At 64.9% G+C, this 17697-nt stretch carries 16 protein-coding genes; 13 read left to right on the top strand and 3 right to left on the bottom strand.

Translation table 11 applies throughout. The annotated features are described in order from the left end of the window. Positions 1-10 precede the first annotated feature (10 nt). From ACIBX3_RS54010 to ACIBX3_RS53995, 4 genes are all read left to right on the top strand, one after another. Positions 11-805: a PfkB family carbohydrate kinase gene (locus ACIBX3_RS54010; protein ID WP_397128603.1), complete on the top strand. Its 795-nt coding sequence runs from the start codon at positions 11-13 to the stop codon at positions 803-805. 19 nt (positions 806-824) lie between these two features. Then, positions 825-1781, top strand: a complete 957-nt coding sequence (locus ACIBX3_RS54005) for a nucleoside 2-deoxyribosyltransferase (protein ID WP_397128602.1) — start codon at positions 825-827, stop codon at positions 1779-1781. Further along, a complete protein-coding gene (locus ACIBX3_RS54000; protein ID WP_397128601.1) occupies positions 1781-2272 on the top strand; it encodes a hypothetical protein in 492 nt (163 codons plus the stop codon). The genes ACIBX3_RS54005 and ACIBX3_RS54000 overlap by 1 nt, the downstream gene beginning before the upstream one ends. Before the next feature lie 114 nt (positions 2273-2386). Next, positions 2387-2704, top strand: coding sequence for a MazG nucleotide pyrophosphohydrolase domain-containing protein (locus tag ACIBX3_RS53995; RefSeq protein ID WP_397128599.1), 318 nt, complete (start codon positions 2387-2389; stop codon positions 2702-2704). Positions 2705-3019: 315 nt separating this feature from the next. On the opposite strand, the gene ACIBX3_RS53990 is transcribed toward ACIBX3_RS53995, so the two are convergent. Together ACIBX3_RS53990 and ACIBX3_RS53985 are read right to left on the bottom strand one after the other, a co-directional pair. Then, positions 3020-3163, bottom strand: coding sequence for a hypothetical protein (locus ACIBX3_RS53990; RefSeq protein ID WP_397128598.1), 144 nt, complete (start codon positions 3161-3163; stop codon positions 3020-3022). Positions 3164-3303: 140 nt separating this feature from the next. After that, the gene (locus ACIBX3_RS53985) at positions 3304-3672 is read right to left on the bottom strand and encodes an ATP-binding protein (RefSeq protein ID WP_397128597.1); all 369 of its coding nucleotides are present in this window, start codon (positions 3670-3672) and stop codon (positions 3304-3306) included. 397 nt (positions 3673-4069) lie between these two features. Between ACIBX3_RS53985 and ACIBX3_RS53980 the strand changes: the two genes are divergently transcribed. Beyond that, positions 4070-4900 (top strand): Scr1 family TA system antitoxin-like transcriptional regulator, encoded by an 831-nt coding sequence (locus ACIBX3_RS53980; RefSeq protein ID WP_397128596.1) that lies wholly within the window; start codon positions 4070-4072, stop codon positions 4898-4900. After that, positions 4882-5106 (top strand): DUF397 domain-containing protein, encoded by a 225-nt coding sequence (locus ACIBX3_RS53975; RefSeq protein ID WP_397128595.1) that lies wholly within the window; start codon positions 4882-4884, stop codon positions 5104-5106. Before ACIBX3_RS53980 ends, ACIBX3_RS53975 begins: the two co-directional genes overlap by 19 nt. Before the next feature lie 152 nt (positions 5107-5258). Here the strand turns inward: ACIBX3_RS53975 and ACIBX3_RS53970 are convergent, their stop codons facing one another. Next, positions 5259-5711: a hypothetical protein gene (locus tag ACIBX3_RS53970; RefSeq protein ID WP_397128594.1), complete on the bottom strand. Its 453-nt coding sequence runs from the start codon at positions 5709-5711 to the stop codon at positions 5259-5261. Between the two features lie 205 nt (positions 5712-5916). Here ACIBX3_RS53970 and ACIBX3_RS53965 point away from each other — a divergent pair, with 205 nt between their 5' ends. The 7 genes from ACIBX3_RS53965 to ACIBX3_RS53935 all read left to right on the top strand — a co-directional run bounded on the left by ACIBX3_RS53965 (position 5917) and on the right by ACIBX3_RS53935 (position 17484). Beyond that, positions 5917-8367 (top strand): N-6 DNA methylase, encoded by a 2451-nt coding sequence (locus tag ACIBX3_RS53965; protein WP_397128593.1) that lies wholly within the window; start codon positions 5917-5919, stop codon positions 8365-8367. Then, positions 8360-9613, top strand: a complete 1254-nt coding sequence (locus tag ACIBX3_RS53960; RefSeq protein ID WP_397128592.1) for a restriction endonuclease subunit S — start codon at positions 8360-8362, stop codon at positions 9611-9613. Before ACIBX3_RS53965 ends, ACIBX3_RS53960 begins: the two co-directional genes overlap by 8 nt. Before the next feature lie 85 nt (positions 9614-9698). Then, positions 9699-12875, top strand: a complete 3177-nt coding sequence (locus ACIBX3_RS53955) for a type I restriction endonuclease subunit R (RefSeq protein WP_397128591.1) — start codon at positions 9699-9701, stop codon at positions 12873-12875. A gap of 19 nt (positions 12876-12894) precedes the next feature. Continuing rightward, positions 12895-13599, top strand: coding sequence for a M48 family metallopeptidase (locus ACIBX3_RS53950; RefSeq protein ID WP_397128590.1), 705 nt, complete (start codon positions 12895-12897; stop codon positions 13597-13599). After that, positions 13600-15483, top strand: coding sequence for a class I SAM-dependent DNA methyltransferase (locus tag ACIBX3_RS53945; protein WP_397128589.1), 1884 nt, complete (start codon positions 13600-13602; stop codon positions 15481-15483). 18 nt (positions 15484-15501) lie between these two features. Next, a complete protein-coding gene (locus tag ACIBX3_RS53940; RefSeq protein WP_397128588.1) occupies positions 15502-17028 on the top strand; it encodes a protein kinase in 1527 nt (508 codons plus the stop codon). A 42-nt stretch (positions 17029-17070) separates the two neighbouring features. Continuing rightward, positions 17071-17484 (top strand): ATP-binding protein, encoded by a 414-nt coding sequence (locus tag ACIBX3_RS53935; protein ID WP_397128587.1) that lies wholly within the window; start codon positions 17071-17073, stop codon positions 17482-17484. The last annotated feature ends 213 nt before the right edge of the window (positions 17485-17697 follow it).

The raw sequence follows: 17697 nt of genomic DNA, 5'->3' as shown, positions 1-17697 counted from the left end.
CTGTCTTGGCGTGATCGGCAACATCTCAATCGACTCCACTCGGTACTCCGATGGCCGCACCTACGTCCTGATCGGCGGCGCCGCGTTACACGTCGCCCTTGCCGCTGCCCGAGCGGGAATGACCGCCCGCCCCGTTGCCGTCATCGGCGGCGATCTCGTCCGCCTGCGCGCTCGACCCTGGCCCGAGAGGCTCGACTTATCCCATGTGGCCAGCGTTGCAGGCGCATCCTGCCGGTTCGACATGACATACGGCGCAGAGGGTCAAATCATCGGACTGACCGCCGCCTACGGTTGCGCCACAGCCCTCACCGCTCATGCAGTGGCCGTGCTGGATCGATCAGGCTGCGACCACTGGCACGTGTGCTGCCGCCGCCCCTTGGACGTCCGACAGATCCTGGAGCGGCTCGTGATGGCGGGGCATCCGTTCAGCCTGGACTTCCACCTTGCCTCCGCCGCCGAGCAAATCCATGCGGCCAAGAACGCCCTGCCACACGCTGGCGCGGTGTTCGTCAACGCCGCCGAGTACCAGCTCTTGGACGATCTCGTCGCCGTGAACGAGCTCGCCACCGTGGTCGTCTCCGATGGGCCCCGCGCAGTCACCCTGCTGCGCCACGGCAGCGCGATCAGCGCCGAATTACCTCAAGGCGGCCCAGTGGCGGAGGTGACCGGCGCCGGAGACACCCTCGTCGGCACCTTCCTCGCCAAGGTTCTCCAGGGCGCTGAGGAACAGGAAGCGCTCGCGCCGGCCGTGACCGCAGCCACCCGCCAGGCTCGTGATCCAGGCCTGCCATACGAATCCCAGTGATCACCAGGGAGGCTCCACTGTGGCGCTCTACTACGTGGCCCACCGTCTGTTCGCCGCCCATGACCGCGCCTTGGGCGCCTACATCGCCCACCACCTCGCCCGCCGCTTCGGGCCAGACGCCGTGTTCCTCCCCTTTTGCGACACCGACGAGGAAACCCTCGACCACCCGTGCAAGGGCCGGCGCCTGTTCGAGCTGGACAGCGAACGCCTGGATTTGATCGACGCGATGGTCGCCATCCTGCACGGACCGAGCCTCGATGACGGTGTCTGTATGGAGATCGGCTACGCCGCCGGCCGAGGCGTCCCCATCCTCGTGGTCATCACCGACTTCCAGGTCTACGGCCCCACTGCGGACACCGCGCTGCGCATGCCGTTCCCTGACCCGCTCCTCCAGCACCTGGTGAACCGAGTCATCTCCGTGCCCCAGCTCGGTCCCCCGGGCGGCGAGAATGATCGGTTCCAGCGCTTCCTCGCCCAGAACCTTCACGCCGTCACCCAAGCAGCGATCGAGGTAGTCGACGCTCTAGCAGGCTCGCCCACGCCCGGTCCCGCCATGCCGCCACCCAGCATCAACGGCCGGCGGTTGGCCTATCTGGAGCCGTCCCCGTACGGAGGCGACGACTGGACCGCTCGGGTCACCGATGCCCTACGAGCCCACGGGTTCGCCACCCATCAGGCCGGGCGGTTCACCAACGCCGCGGCGGATCCCACCCTGACAGCCATTGCAGATTGGACCGCCCTGGCACACGCGAGCCTGGCCGTGGTGGACATCCGCGGGCCCGAAACGCCTCCTGGCGCGGCGTTGGTTATCGGCGCCTGCGCGGCCACCGGCCGCCCCGTCTACGCCCCCGAGCCAGGCAGCTGGTGGACCTTCGCCCACGGCCGCGAGCCCAACTACCGGAACCTCATGATCCAGTACGGCCTGACCGGCACCTTCAGCGATCTCGACGGACTCGCCAAACGTCTGGAGGCCTGATGGCAGCCGACCTCGCGATGTGGGCCGACCGCTACGAGGTGATCGTGCTGGAGGGTTGCGACGGGGTGGGCAAGACAACCTACGCCGTTGCGCTCGCCACCACATACGGCTACCAGCGGGTGCACGCCGATCGCACCCCGGAGGGAATGGATCTCTTCCAGCGCCACCAAACCATCTTGACCGTGGCCGGCCGCTTGGTCCTGGATCGCAGTTTCATCAGCGAACTGGTCTACGGTCCGCTGCTGCACGGCCGCTGCCGCCTGACCTCCTGGCAGATCACCGAGTTACTCGGCATCGTGGCCGCCCGCCGAGGTGTCCTCGTCCACCTCACCGCGAAACCCGAGCAGATCCGTGCCCGCCTTCTCGCCCGCGACGGGACGGCACCCACCCTCGACGAACTGCGGGCGCTCACAGCGCGATATTTCACGGTCTTCGCGGACCTGGCCCGTCATACGGAAGTTCTCACCGTGGACAACGAACAAGCCGCCTGACGCGACGTACGAGAGAAGCCGTTCGCCTGACCGACGGAACGATGGCCGCTAGGCTCACAACCTGTCCGTCACCCTCACGGAGCACATGAGGCTCCACGGTCACAGGAGAATCGGGTGCACCTCCGAGACGTCCAGAAGCGGGCCTGGGAGAACAAGCTGGCCAAGGGGTTCAACATCACCGACATGCCCTTGGAGTTCGCCCTCGCCCACGGCGAACTGTCCGAAGCGTTCGAAGCGGCCCGTAAGCACCCCGAGACCCTCGGCGAGGAACTCGCCGATGTCCTGCTCTTCCTGACCAGTATCGCGGAAATGTCCGGCATTGACCTCGATTCCGCTGTCGAGGCCAAGATGGCCAAGAACGAGACCCGCCGCTATGAACGCGGCGCGAATGGAACCTTGATCAAGGTTGGCGAAGAGCCCGAACAGGCCTGAGCACCAGGATCAAACCTGTACTGCTTCAAACTCATCGCACAGGGCTTGAACTGGAGTTCTCTGGAAGGGGAACGCAGCTCAGCAGTACTCGTTGATCAGCCCGTCGAATCCTTCCGGCTCGCTTCGGCCCAGGAGCACCAGCCAGCCGAACAGCGGGCGCCAGTTCCGCTGTCAACGGTTATACCGGCGGACACCAGAGAAGCACATGCCCCGTTGATGAGACGCCTGCAAGACTGAGCCGGATGTCCCGCGCGAGCGGGCTTCGACGAGCCTGCCCCGCCAGCAGGACTAACATCGCCCCACGCACAGGCGAACTCACCGGGCCGCACCTCTGAGCAGCGCCCCCCAGACCCGCTCCGCCTCGGCCACCGTCGTCCACACCGTCTCGTGGATCACGCCATCGGTGGAACGCCGGACGAACGCCAGCCCGCCCGCGACGCAGAACTCGTACCATGGCACGCAACGACTACACGTATGCCGGCGCACCCGAACCCGCCCGCACCGAGCGGCCGGGCTCGTCCATGCGAGCTGCTCGTGACCCCTCCGGAGAGGGGCCACGTGGAGGCCGTGATACTCCTCCAGCGGGTCCTGTGCCCCGCTCATCGCCGGCCCTCCGTACGAGGCAGCGCGAACCAGGTCGCCTTGCCCGCCAGTCCAGGGCACGTGGCGAACCCGTGCGGGATGCAGCCATACAGCCCGGCCGACAGCTCCGCCACGATCAGCAGCCCCCGGCCGCTCTCGGCTTGAGTGTCCGCACCCCTCGGCATCGGGCGAGCGGCTCCGGCGTCGACCACCATGCAGACCACTTCGACCGAATCGACTCGTACCACCAGCTCGTACGGCGCGTCACCGTACAGAACCGCGTTGGTGACCAGCTCGCTGACTATCAGAACCGCGTCCTCCACGAGATCCCGCTCCAGACCTACCAGCAGGAGCGCGCGCCGGACGAGGTTCCGGGCATCACCCACCGCCCGAGCGTCGTCGCGAAGCCGCCAGACCATGCTCTGCCCAACAGAGCTTGAGTGCTCCGCCGCCACAGCGGCCTCCACCGATTGGGCGGCTTCCGATGTGATCTCGCTGAACAAGAGATCCCTTCCGTACATTTTGATCCTTTTCTAGGGAATGTCGATTTTCTCCCGCTCTAGGTATGTCAATAAGCTTCCACCCCTTGCGTTTCGCTGTCCATTTCCTGTCATGGCCAGAGGCGGAGCGGAAACTTTGACTTTCAGTCTGCCCAGGTGAAGACTTATCTTGTAGAAGAAATCAGCGCACATTCGAGTCCCAAAAAGCCCTTCGGCTGGGGCTCGTTGTCAAGTTTCGTCAAGCACTCGTCAAGATGCCGGGGAGGACAGGTGAGGGATAGTCATGGGCAACGACCTTGATCCGCGTCTGACACCAGTTCAGCGCTTCGGCAAGGAGCTGGCGCGGACCCGCAGAGAGCACGATTTGACACAGGCAGCGCTCGGCAAGCGCTTGGGGTGCTCGTCATCGCTTGTGGCGCATGTTGAGAAGGGGGACCGGACGCCGAAGCCCGACTTCGCCGCAGGATGCGATCAGATTTTCGGGACACGCGACCGCTTCGTCCGCCTGTGTCGCAGCATCACATCTCCGTCCGGGCCAGGCTGGTACCTCCGGTGGACAGACGAGATCGAGCCCTCGGCACGCGTTCTCAGAAGCTGGGATCCCCTCCTGTTCCCTGGCTTGCTCCAGGCCGAGAACTACGCCAGAGCTGTCTTTCGAGGCGGGCTCGCGGGGACCTCAGACAAAAGCGTTGAGGATGGCGTCAGCGCTCGCATGCATCGCCAGCTCATCCTCGACACCGAAACACCGCCCACGCTGTGGGTCCTCCTTGATGAGATGGTGCTTCGTCGCCCTGTCGGGGGTCCGCAAGTCATGGCCGCGCAACTGGAGCATCTCCTTGCCGTTGCCGACCGCCCCTACGTGACGGTGCAAGTCGTCCCCTTCGACACCCCGTGTACCGCCGGCCTGCTGTCCGGCTTCATCATCGCTGAGCTACTGGACGGTCCCACGGCTGTATCGGTGGACTCCGCAGGTAGAGGCGAGGTGTCAGCTGAACACGACTTCGTTACGCTGATCTGGGATAGATATGACAAACTACGAGCAGAGGCGTACCGTCCGGGACAGTCTCTAGAGATGATCGAGGAAGCCCGAGACCAATGGAAGCTCAAGACCTAATCCATGCGGACCTCCTCCGGGCGGCATGGAGGAAGAGTTCCCTCAGCGGCGACAACGGCGGAAACTGTGTCGAGGTCGCCAGCAATATCCCCGGAATCGTCGCCGTGCGTGACAGCAAGAACCCGAACGGCCCCGCGCTCGTCTTCACCCCGGGCGAGTGGCGAGCCTTCCTCGGCGGTGTCAAGCTCGGCGAGTTCGACGCATAGTCTGATTGCCCTCGGCAACGAGACTCTGCCATCCCTTTTGGGGTATGCGCCGTTTCTATATTGCATTCGCCGGCGCCTGACCACTTCCGGCGGTCAGGCGCTTTTTTACGTCATCGACCAGGCGTCAAAGGCAGAGATCGAGACGCGGACGATCAAGCTGCCAGCGCCGTATCAAGGTAAGTGATGTCGCTGGTGGCCACGTACAGGCGCCAGCTCAGCACACCATGGCGCGTCACGACGGTGACGCGGACGCCGGCGGCGGTGAGCCAGGCGACGAGGCCAGCAAAGTAGCCGTCTCCCGAGCCGATGACGACCCGTTCGAAGCGCAGGTCGATGCGGTCGCCGATGGCCATCTCCGTCAGCACGCTGTCTGCCCCGTCTGGGCCTGAGCGGATCAGGATCTGGGCCCCACGGAGCCCGCGACCGACCTCGACAAGCGAGCGGGGATTAACTCCAACGACGAACTGGTCCAGAGGGCCGACCGGCACCCGCTGCCGGTATTCGCTCATGGTCTGCTCGACCTCCGCCATGGTCGGCAGGGGTGACGCGGTCAGGTTCTCGATGTCCAGTAAGTGAATCGCACGCCCGTCACGCAGGGATCGCACCGCCGCCCCCACTCACCTCGACTACATGGCAATGAGAAGACTAGTTGCTGTGAACTCTGTATGCAATCAAACTCTAGGGTGTGTACACACCAACGTCTTAGCGCTAGAGTGGCGTCAACGGTGGCCGGGTCGACACTAGAGAAGCGCGTGCCGCGTTGATGAGATGCCTGCAAGACTGAGCCGGATATCCCACTGACTGAAGGAGATGGGCCACCTCGTGGCGAAGCTGACGTTGCCGCAGCTTGAGCGGCACCTGTTCGGAGCGGCCGACATCCTCCGGGGCAAGATGGACGCCTCGGAGTTCAAGGAATACATCTTCGGGATGCTGTTCCTGAAGCGCGCTTCCGACCAGTTCGACGTGGTGCGGGCCGAGCTCATCAAGAAGTGGCTCTCCCAGGGCAAGAGCCAGGAGGAAGCCGAGCGGATGGCTGGCTCCCCTGCGTTCTACCGGGGCGAGAGCTTCTTCGTGCCCCAAGAGTCACGCTGGTCGTACATCAAGGACCACTCCCGGGAGAAGAACGCCGGCAACCTGCTCAACAAGGCGCTGGAAGGGCTGGCCAACTACAACTCCACCGCCCTGGAGGGCGTGCTGGAGCACATCGACTTCATGCGCAAGGTCGGCCAGTCGACCATCTCCGACAAGCGGCTGCAGCAACTCATCGACCACTTCCATCGGGTGCGGTTGCGCAACGAGGACTTCGAGTTCCCCGACCTGCTCGGCGCGGCGTACGAGTACCTGATCGGGCAGTTCGCCGACTCGGCCGGCAAGAAGGGCGGGGAGTTCTACACTCCGCGCGGCGTGGTGCGGATGATGGTCAGCCTGGTCAAGCCGAGGCCCGGCATGCGCGTCTACGACCCTTGCGCCGGCTCGGGCGGCATGCTCATCCACGCCAAGGAGTACATCGACGAGCACGGCCTGGACTCACGCGACTTGACCCTGGCGGGGCAGGAGGCGGCGGGCACCACCTGGGCCGTGTCGAAGATGAACATGATCCTCCATGGCGTGCTCAACGCCGACCTGGAGAACGAGGACACCCTCGCCGACCCCAGGCACTTCGAAGGCGGCGAGCTTGCCCGCTTCGACCGGGTTCTCACCAATCCGCCCTTCTCTCTGAACTACTCGGCCGCCGACATGAAGCAGACGGAGCGCTTCAAGTACGGGTACGCGCCGGAGAGCGGCAAGAAGGCGGACCTCATGTTCGCCCAGCATGTGCTCGCCGTCCTCACTCCTGATGGCATCGGCGCGACGGTCATGCCGCACGGCGTGCTCTTCCGCGGCGGCAAGGAGAAGGACATCCGGGAGGGAATCATCAAGGACGACCGCCTGGAGGCGGTGATCGGCCTGGCGCCCAACCTCTTCTACGGCACCGGAATCCCGGCCTGCATCCTCGTCCTGCGCGGCACCGACCCGCGGCCCGCCGATCGGCGCAACAAGGTGCTCTTCATCAACGCCGACCGCGAGTTCACCCCCGGCCGCGCGCAGAACTACCTCGACCCGCAGCACGCCGAGAAGATCGTCGCCGCGTACGAGGAGTACCGGGACATCCCCGGTTTCGCCCGCGTCGTGGACATCAAGGAACTGCGGGAGAACGACTTCAACCTCAACATCCGGCGGTACGTCGACAACACCCCGCCGCCCGAGCCCCAGGACGTGCGCGCCCACCTGCACGGCGGCGTCCCAAAGGCCGAGGCGGCGGCCAAGGCCGGACTGTTCGAAGCGTTCGGCATCGACCCGGCCGCGCTCTTCGTTGAGCGCGATGCCGACTACTACGACTTCCTGCCCGAGGGATGGAAGGCAACGGCCGAACGCCTTCCCTCCTTGGCCGAGCCCACCGAGGCCCGGCTGCGCAAGGCGTTCTCCGAGTGGTGGATACGGCACAGCAAGCGGCTGATCGAGTTGCCCGACACGCACAAGGTCATGGAGACTCGGGCCGAACTGCTCGACTCCTTCGTCACTGAGCTGCTGCCGCTGAAGGTGCTCGATCGGTTCGAACTGGCCGGCATCGTGGCCGCCTGGTGGGGCGAGGCGCAGTACGACATCAAGACTCTAGGGCTCAACGGGTTCGAGGGTGTGGTCGAGGGCTGGCTGACAACGATCGAGTCGGCGTTCGAGCTGGACGAGGAAGAAGTCGAGTATTGGGACAAACAGAAGGTCGCTGCGGAGAAGCGCAAGGCACGCGACCATCGGGTTGTTCCTGCCCTCATCCCGGACTACCTCATGGAGTTGGAGGAGGCCGAGGCAGAGTACGCCGAGCTGAACGCTCAGCTGAAGGCGGCTACGGCCAAACCGTCCGAGGACGACGAGGACGAACCTGCAGAGGAGCAGCTCTCCGAGACCGCACTCAAGAATCTCAAGGCGCGTACGGCCGCCGCCCGCAAGAAGGTCGGAAAGCTGGAGGACCACTTCCTGCCCCGGCTCCGAATGGCCATCGCTGCTCTCGACAATGGCTCGCGGCGCGACCTAGTGATCGATGTCCTCCGGTCCCAGCTCTCGTCCCGGTTGGAGTCCCGTACGACTGCTGCCCGCCGGTTGGCCGAGTCGGCGTTCCACGTCTGGGCCGACAAATATGCGATCACGCTACATGATCTCGAAACCCAGCGCGAAGCGGCTGCTGTTCGCATGAAGAACTACCTTAGGGAGCTTGGCTATGCCTGAGACGTGGATTGAAAGCACCTTGGGTGACCAGTTGCGCGAGAAGCCTCGTAATGGATACTCCCCAAAAGAGGTCGCGTCCTGGACCGGAACACTCGCTTTGGGACTGGCCTGTATTAGCTCTACTGGATTCTCTCCTACCCAGCTTAAAAATGTTCCTTCTAGGGATCGCCGTAATCTACAAGCCCTTCTCCATGACGGAGATCTACTGATCACCCGTGCGAACACAAGGAATCTTGTTGGTCTTGTTGGCCGCTATCGAGATATAGGGAACCCATGCATTTATCCTGACCTCATGATGCGGCTAGTCCCTGCCCACTCAGTCACTCCAGACTTCTTTGAAGTTCTCCTTAGGAGTGCAACGGTTCGTCGCCAAATACAGGCAATTTCGCAGGGTACTTCCGAGAGTATGGCCAAGATATCTGGCACGAGTATAGCAAAAGTTTGCCTACTAATTCCGCCAGCGAATGAGCAGCGGTGGATCACAAAGATCCTTGACGCTCTCGATTCGCAGATCACCTTCACCGAAAGTAGAATTAGAAAAACCGTAACCATCAGACTCGGACTCGCTCATGACTTGATTCCAGTAAGCAGCGACCCGCTTCTGCTTGGAGATGAGTGGGAACTGATTCCGCTAGCTGAGGTAGTCCCGTCTGCTGATTACGGAATCTCAACCGCACTGGAGGGTGATGAGACAGGCACCCCAACCTTGAGGATGAACAATCTGTCAGGCGGACGCATTCGCCTTCATGAGGTGAAGTACTCGCCGGCTTCCGTTCCAGGCCACTTGATCCTCCGCGATCGAGACGTGCTCTTCAATCGAACGAATAGTATAGACCATGTCGGACGCACCTCAATTTGGCGTAACGAAATTTCGCGGCCAACAACATTCGCTTCCTATCTGGTACGCCTGAATCCGAACCTTGATCGCCTGCACCCCGAATATCTAGTGCGCTGGCTGAATCAGCCTGCAATTCAACAACGAATCAGACGTTACGCAACACCGGGGGTGCATCAGGTCAATATCAATCCTACCAATTTGCGACGAACGCTCATTGAACTACCAACAGATCTGTCCATCCAGCGGAAAATAAATGACGTGCTCACAGAAAGCGAGCGAACGATAGATCAACTACGGCAGGAGGCATCTCGCCTTCAAATGCTCAAAGCGGGCCTCATGGAAGACCTGCTGACGGGGCGGGTTCGGGTTTCGGAGGCAGAAGCCGTACTGGAAGGTCTTTCGCCTTGACCGGGGCCAGCACTGCTCGCACCGGCCAGACGACGATTTGCTCGGGGGTGACAATGTTCAGGTGTTTACGGAGGGGAGTCGGAAGGTGACCGACTACGAATACACGCTGGTGGAGCGTCACCTGATCGAGCAGCTCAAAAGCATGGGTTGGAAGCACGCGGCCGGGGCCGAAGAAGGCGCGGTCCTGCCCCGCATCGCGAAGGCATCCCTGCGCACCACCTTCGACGAAGTGATCCTTGAAGACCAGGTACGGGACGCCCTCGCCCGCATCAACCTCGACGGCCAGGGCAACCCCTGGCTGGACGACACCAGGGTCAGCCAGGCCTACAACGCCCTGACCCGAGTCCCCGCCGCCAGCCTCCTGGAAGCCAACAAGCACGTCACCGATCTCCTGATCAAGGGCGTCGCCGTGGACGGGCCCGACGGCGGTAGGGACAGGACGGTCCACTTCATCGACTGGAAGACCCCGGCGAACAACGACTTCACCGTGGTCAACCAGTTCCGCGTGGACGTCCCCGGCACCGGCGGCAGCAAGTCGATCGTCCCCGACCTCGTCCTGTTCGTGAACGGCATCCCCCTCGTCGTCGTCGAGTGCAAGAAGCCCACCCAGAGCAACCTCGGCGTGGCAGTGGACCAGATCCGCCGCTACCTCCACAGCGCCACCGGCACCCCGAAACTCTTCCACTCCGTGCAGCTGACGGTCGCGACCAGCGGCGAGGACGCCAGGCTCGGCACCATCACCGCCGCCCACGAGCACTACGTCCCCTGGCGCGACCCGTACCCCCTGACCATGACGGAGCTGGCCACCCGGCGGAACAAGACCGAGGAGCAGCTCAGCAAGCAGGAGATCCTCGCCGCAGGCGTGCTCGACCCGGTCAATCTGCTCAACATCGTCCACAACTTCGTCACCTTCATGACCATCGACACCGGCACGACGGTCAAGGTGGCACCCCGCTACCAGCAGTTCCGGGCGGTGGAGCGGACTGTCCACAGGCTGCTGACGGGCAAGCCGGGTCAGCGCGGCGGAATCATCTGGCACACCCAGGGCTCGGGCAAGAGCCTCACCATGACCTTCCTGGTCCGCCGGCTGCGGTCGATCGCGGAACTCGCGCACTACAAGGTCGTGGCCGTCACCGACCGCACCCAGCTCCAGGACCAGCTCCAGGAGACCATGCAGCTGAGCGGCGAAAAGGTGGACATCGCCAAGAGCAGCGCCCGCGCCAGGACCTACCTCGGCCGGAGCGGCCCCGGCGTCGTCTTCGTGATGATCCAGAAGAACCAGGACGGCTCGCCCAAAGATCGTATGGACATGGGCGAGGTCAACACCGACGACTCCATCGTGGTGCTGATCGACGAGGTGCACCGCTCGCACACCGCCTCCCTCGGCGCGAACCTCCGCGATGCACTGCCCAACGCCGCCCGGATCGGCTTCACCGGCACGCCGATCATGACGAAGAAGGGCCGGCGCAAGACCAGCGTGGACCTCTTCGGCTCGTTCATCGACACCTACCGCCTCCGTGAAGCCGAAGAGGACGGCGTAGTCGTGCCGATCCTGTACGAGGGCTTCAAGGTCAAGGGGGCGCTCCGTGACGGCCAGGACATGGACGAGCTCTTCGAGGAGGAATTCGAGGACCTGACCGACGAGGAGCGACGGCAGCTCCAGCAGCGCTGGGCCACCAAGGGCACGGTCTCGACGGCTCAGAAGCTCGTCGATGTGAAGGCCAAGCACATGCTGCGCCACTACGTGGACAAGGTGCTGCCCGAGGGCTTCAAGGCCCAGGTGGTCGCGCACGACCGGGAGACCACGCTGCGCTACCGGGATGCGTTACTCGACGCCCGCGACGAACTGGTCAGGGACGTCATGAAGCTGCCACCGAAACTGCTGGACCGCGACCCGGACGAGCTGAAGCCGCGTCAGGCGCAGCTCGTACGGGCCTACCGGCAGCTCGACCTGCTCAAGCGGATCGACTTCGTGCCGGTCATCTCCGAGGGGAACGCGAAGGACGAGAGCCGGTTCGACGAGTGGACCGACGAGGCCAAGCAGAAGGCGAGGGTCGACGGCTTCACCCGCCCCTTCGGGGAGAACGACATCGCCTTCGTGATCGTCAAGTCGATGCTGCTGACCGGCTTCGACGCGCCGATCGAGCAGGTGATGTACCTGGACCGCAAGATGGAGATGCACGACCTGCTCCAGGCGGTGGCCAGGGTCAACCGGACCGCGGACGGCAAACCGTACGGCTATGTGGTCGACTACCGCGGGGTGGCGCAGAACCTCGTGGACGCGCTGCGCATCTACGCCGGCGAAAGTTTCGACTCGGGGGAAAGCAGGGACGTCGCGGACGCGTTACGCGAGATGCGGGTCGAGATCGCCAAGCTGGAGCCGCAGCTGCAGCGGCTCCGGATGATGTTCCGCGATCCCGTGGACGTGGACGGTTGCGTTCTGGACCTTGCCGATCCGCAGCGGCGCGACAGGTTCAACGCCGAGCTGGCCATCTTCGCCCGTACGGTCAACACGGTGCTGCCGGATCCGGCCGCGAAGCCGTACCTGCCGGATCTCAAGCGGTTCATGGTCATCAAGCTGACCGCCAACCGGCGCTACCGCGTGGACGGCGGCGAGTTCGATCCGGGCGCGTACGGCAAGAAGATCAAGCTGTTGATCGACGAGCACGTGACCTCGCTGGGCATCGAGCAGCAGCTCCCGCCGATCGCGCTGACTGCGGCCAACTTCGCGGCGAAGGTCGAGGAGATGACCGGCGGTTCGCGGGCCAAGGCGTCGGAGATGGAGAACGCCATCAGGCACCACATCGAGGTGCACCGCGGCCAGGACCCGGCCCGCTACCAGCGTCTCAGCGAGCGCCTGGTGCAGATCCTGACCGAGCTCAAGGACGAATGGGACCAGCAGTTGCTCGCGTTCAAGGATCTGATGGAGGACATCGTGGAGGATCGGCGGGACAACCCGCACAATCTCAGCCCCGTTGAGAACGCTCTGTTCGGCCTGCTGCTGACCGAGCTGGCCACCTCCGCCGAGGCCGTCGACGACCCGCGGTACGTCGAGGCCAGCCGGGAGATCTACCTCAAGGCGACGCGGACCATCCACCTGCGGGACTTCTGGAAGAAGAGGCAGGACGTGGAGGACTTCCGGAAGGAGATTCTCGAGATTCTGGTCACCCACGATCTGGGGGATTTCCATCGGCTCGATCAGGTCGCCGACAAGGCGCGTGACGTGGTTCAGCAGAACCGGGCGGACATCCCGAGGGCATGAGGGTGGCATGCTGGTGACCGTGAGTGATTTTCCTGGAGTCCTGCGGGTCGGTGACCTTGAGGTCGCCGTCTCGGTCAGTGAGCGCCGCAAGAGCGTGCGGCTCACGGTGGAACGGGACGCCTCCATCACCGCGGTCGTCCCCTCGCAGTTTTCCCGGATCGAGCTGACCAAGGTGGTCGAGGCCAAACGCTCGTGGCTCTACGGCAAGGTCGCCGAGAAGCGGGATCTCGGCGAGGCGTCACCGGACAAGGAGTTCGTCTCCGGTGAAGGCTTCCTCTATCTCGGTCGCTCGTACCGGCTGCGCATCGTCGACTCCGGTGACGTACGCCTGATTCGCGGGCGGCTGGAGCTGGCCCGAGGCGGTGGCCCGAAGGAGCTGGTCGACTGGTACCGCCGCGTCGGCCAGCCCTGGCTCACAAGGAGGGTTCAGCCGTGGGTGACGCGGATCGGAGTCGAGCTGGGCGGGCTGCGTGTGCGCCCGCTCGGCTATCGCTGGGGCTCGTGCTCCCGTGACGGCCAGGTGAACATCCACTGGGCGACGATGCAGCTCCCGCCGACTCTGATCGACTACGTGCTCGTGCACGAGCTGGCGCATCTCCATCGCGCCGATCACAGCGCCGAGTTCTGGCGGATCGTGGAGCGTGCGCTTCCCGGTCATGAGGACTACCGCGAGCGGCTCCGCCGTACGGGAAATGATCTTTGGTTGCCTGAGGAAGGGCGATAGATGCACGACGACGTCACGGTGAACGCGGCGGACATCGCCCGGCTTGCCGACGTCGGCCGGGCCGCGGTCAGCAACTGGCGCAAGCGGTTCGACGATTTTCCTCAGCCTGTGGGCGGAACCGCGACGAGTCCGGCCTTCTCCCTCGTCGAGATCGAGAGGTGGCTTCGCCGGCACAACCGCTACGTGGAAGTGGCGCCTGTCGAGCGGCTCTGGCAGAGGCTCCGATCGGCCACCGATGACCTGCGGCTCGGCGAGGCCGTGGGATTCGCCGGGACCGTGCTCCTTCACCTGCGGCAGGAGCCCGGACTCGATGGAAGGGCTCTTTTCAAGCGTTTGCGGAAGACAACTCCGGACGGCCTCGACATCGATGCGGAGCTCGTCGCGGCGATCGTCGACGTGGGCCGGGCCGAGAATCCGGTCGATGTGTTCGACGGCATCCTTGATCGCTACGCGGAGCTTCACTCCCGCCGGCTGCTCGCCACCCCCCGGGACGTGGCCAAGCTCATGGCGCGCATCGGCGAAACCTCAGGACTCGTTGTGCTCGACCCGTCATGCGGGATGGGAACGCTGCTCCTGGAATCCTCCGGATCACGCACGCTTGGCCAGGATCTGAGCGAGAGCGCGGCCCGGCTGGCCGCCATCCGCCTACGGCTCCACGATTACGATTCGCGCGTCGAAACGGGTGACTCGCTGCGCGCTGACGCCTTCGCCGGGGAGCAGGCGGAGGTGGTGATCTGCAACCCACCCTTCAACGAGCGCAGCTGGGGCTACGAGGAGCTGACCAGCGATCCCCGCTGGGAGTACGGCCTGCCACCCCGTGGGGAGTCGGAACTCGCGTGGGTGCAGCACTGTCTGGCACATGTGCGGCCCGGCGGCACGGTGGTCATCATGATGCCGGGTGTCGCCGCGAGCCGCCGGACAGGTCGCCGGGTCCGGGGGAATCTGCTGCGCGCCGGAGCGCTCCGGGCGATCATCACGCTCTCGGCCGGTGCCGCCCCCGCTTCCAGCGGGGCCCCTGATCTGTGGGTCCTGCGCAGGCCTGAAGCCGGCGTTCAACCGCCGTCCGAGGTCCTGATGGTGAACGCCGGAGAGAACCTGGCTCTCGCCGAGACCGCCTGGCAGGCGTTCCGCGAATCCAGGGACCTTCCTGAAGGCAGCGACGTCGTGAGGATCATCGACCTCCTGGACGAAGATGTCGACCTGACGACCAGCCGGCGGATATCGATCCTCGGGCAACCTGACCCGTCGAGCTTCTCCGCCCTGCGGGAGAAGGCGGCGGCCTTGGCCAAGTCGCTGGCCGCCACCCTGCCTCGCCTCTCGCCCGCCCAAGGACACGATCGGGCGATGTCCAGCATCGGAGAGCTTGCCCGCGCCGGGGTCGTGACCATCCTTCAAGGCCCGCTCAAACTCCCCGGCGAGGGCGAGCTTCCCGTCCTCACCACCAAGGACCTCCTACTGGGGCGGGCGCCCACGGGTCACAGCGCCGACGCCCCCGGGCTCCCACGGGTGGAGCGCGATGACGTCGTCTCTCCGATCGTCACGGGCAGCGGCTGGTTTCCCCGGGTCATGACGGAATCTGGGGCGGTCCTCGGCCCTCAGCTCCTGCTCATCCGCGCCGACCCCGACCGGCTGGACCCTCACTTCCTGGCCGGTTGCCTGCGCGCCGCCAGCGGCTCAAGAGCCCGGCCCGGTACGTCGGTGCGGCTCGATCCTCGCCGCGCGCAGCTGCCCAGGCTGGCCATCGACGAGCAACGCCGGTACGGAGACGCCTTCCGCCAACTGCTGGCCTACGAGGACGCCACCCGTGCGCTTCGCGAGATCAGCGATAATCTTGTGGCGGCCGGTATCGACGGCCTTTTCCACGGAAGCCTGTATCCCGAGTGATCCCTTCTGGAGGCATGGGTGACTCTCGTTCTTGATCGCTACCGGCTTGATCCCGTCCATCTCGGAAGGGGTGGAATGGGCGTGGTCTGGGGCGCCCAAGACGAGAAGCTCGGGCGACGGGTGGCGATCAAGTTCATTCGGTTTCCCGATGGGGTGCCCGATCCCGAGCTTGAGGCCCGGTTCACCCACGAGGCGAAGATCATGTCGAGGCTCGCCCACCCGGGCGCGCCCGTGCTGCACGACTTCGGCAGCTACCAGGACCCGGCCCTCGGGAGCCGCCTGCTCATGGTGATGCAGTTCGTCGAGGGCACGGGAGTCGACGACGTCGTCGCCGAGCACGGGCCTCTCCCGCTGGGATGGGTCGCGTCCATCGGCGCCCAGGTGGCGGCCGTGCTGGCGGCGGCACACGAGCTCGGCATCCTGCACCGAGACCTGAAGCCGCCCAACCTCATGCTGCGCCGGGACGGTTCCATCCAGGTCGTGGACTTCGGCCTGGCCCTGATGGACGATCCCGAGCTGACCAAGCTGACCAGGACCGGCCAGCAGCTCGGCACCGCCGCCTACATGTCCCCCGAACAGGTCAGCGCCGGTAAACCCACGGAGAGGAGCGACATCTACTCGCTGGGCGCCGTGCTGCACGAACTCCTCACCGGTCGGCATCTGTTCACCGGACCGTCCGAATACAGCGTGATGGACCAGCACATCAACACACCTCCCGCACCGGTCGGGCAGCTCCGGCCGGATGTGCCGAGGGAGCTGGACGAGCTGATTCTGTCCATGCTGGAAAAGCAGCCGGAAGACCGCCCTGCGACGGCGGCCGAGGTGCACGATCGGCTCATGCCGTTCCTCGCGGGGACGGGACCGCTCGGCGACATGACAGTTCCCGGCTCGAGCCCTGTCCGGATGTACGCGCACGCGATCAGCCGCACTCTCACTGACGGGGCCCGGTCAGGGGTTCCTGCTATGAGGAACACCCCGGCGGATGACGACTTCAGCCGCAGTGACATCGGGCGTGCTCGCAGAGAGGCGATGTCGCTGGTCAGAGAGTCGCGCTATGGCGATGCGGCAGGCGTACTCGCCGAAGTCGCCGTCCCGGCAAGCCGCAACCTCGGCGCGGCCGACCCGGACGTGATCGGCCTGCGCGGACAGCTCGCGGATGTCCTGTTCGCAAGCCAGGACCATCGGCAGGCCGCACGCGAGTTCCGGCAGATCGCGGACGACCTGCTCCTTGAGCCGGTGCCTGACCACGAGCAGATTTCCCAATGCAGGCTGCAGGAAGCGACCTGTCACGTCCACGCGGGCGATCCCGAGCTCGCGCTCCACATCATGCACGAACTGCTGGCGGATGAGATGAGCCGCTTCCCCGAGGACGACGCGCGGCTCTTGGAGTTGCGTCGCCAGATAGGGGAGCTGGAAGTCGGCGTCGGCGATGTGGACAAGGCTCGCGTCACCCTCACGGACTTGCGGAATGACCTCACCAGGCTCTACGGCCCAGACCACGGCGCGACGATCCGCGTGTCCGAGTTGCTGGCAAGTCTTTCCTGACGGCGTTCGCCGTTTGCCCGGATCGCGCATACGACCAGGGCAGTGAGCGGAGCGCACCCAGAGGATCGGGCAGACGGCAGGGAGGCATGCTGGGACCTGCTCGCCGTACCCGAAACGGTGACCGCAGCGCGTCGGCTCGTGCGCGAAGCCCTCACCGCGTGGGGCCTGTCCGCTCTGGCCGACGACCTGACCGTGGTGGTATCGGAGGTCGTGACCAACGCGGTCGTGCACGCGAAGTCCGCGATGACCCTCTCCCTGCACCGGCAGGGCCGAAGCGTCCGGGGCGAGGTGGCCGACCACAGCCCCGTCTGGCCGACTCCGCTGCCGGCGGGACCGAACGAGGAGCACGGACGCGGACTGGCAATCGTCGCGGCCTACTCCGCGCGTTGGGGCGTCGATCCGGCGCCGGACGGCAAGATCGTCTGGTTCGTCTGCGAGGAACGCCAGGCTTCATGAACGAATCGTCGATGCCCGAGAGAGCCTGGCCCAGGCGCATAAAGCACGGAGATGGCAGGTTGTGACCATGCGAACACCTTCAGCGAAGTACTTCAATACCACCGGGCCTTGCGACAAAGCCACGTAGTTAAGTGGCGGGGTCGGCTGTCAATTCGGGCGTTCGGTCAGTTGGTGGCGTATTTGGCGTCAGGGAGTAGTGCCCGGGGGATGTGC

It is taken from the genome of Nonomuraea sp. NPDC049480 (genome assembly GCF_044465905.1).
Classification (GTDB): Bacteria; Actinomycetota; Actinomycetes; order Streptosporangiales; family Streptosporangiaceae; genus Nonomuraea.
Note: the sequence above shows the minus strand (reverse complement) of the source record. Positions and strands in the feature narration are given on the sequence as shown.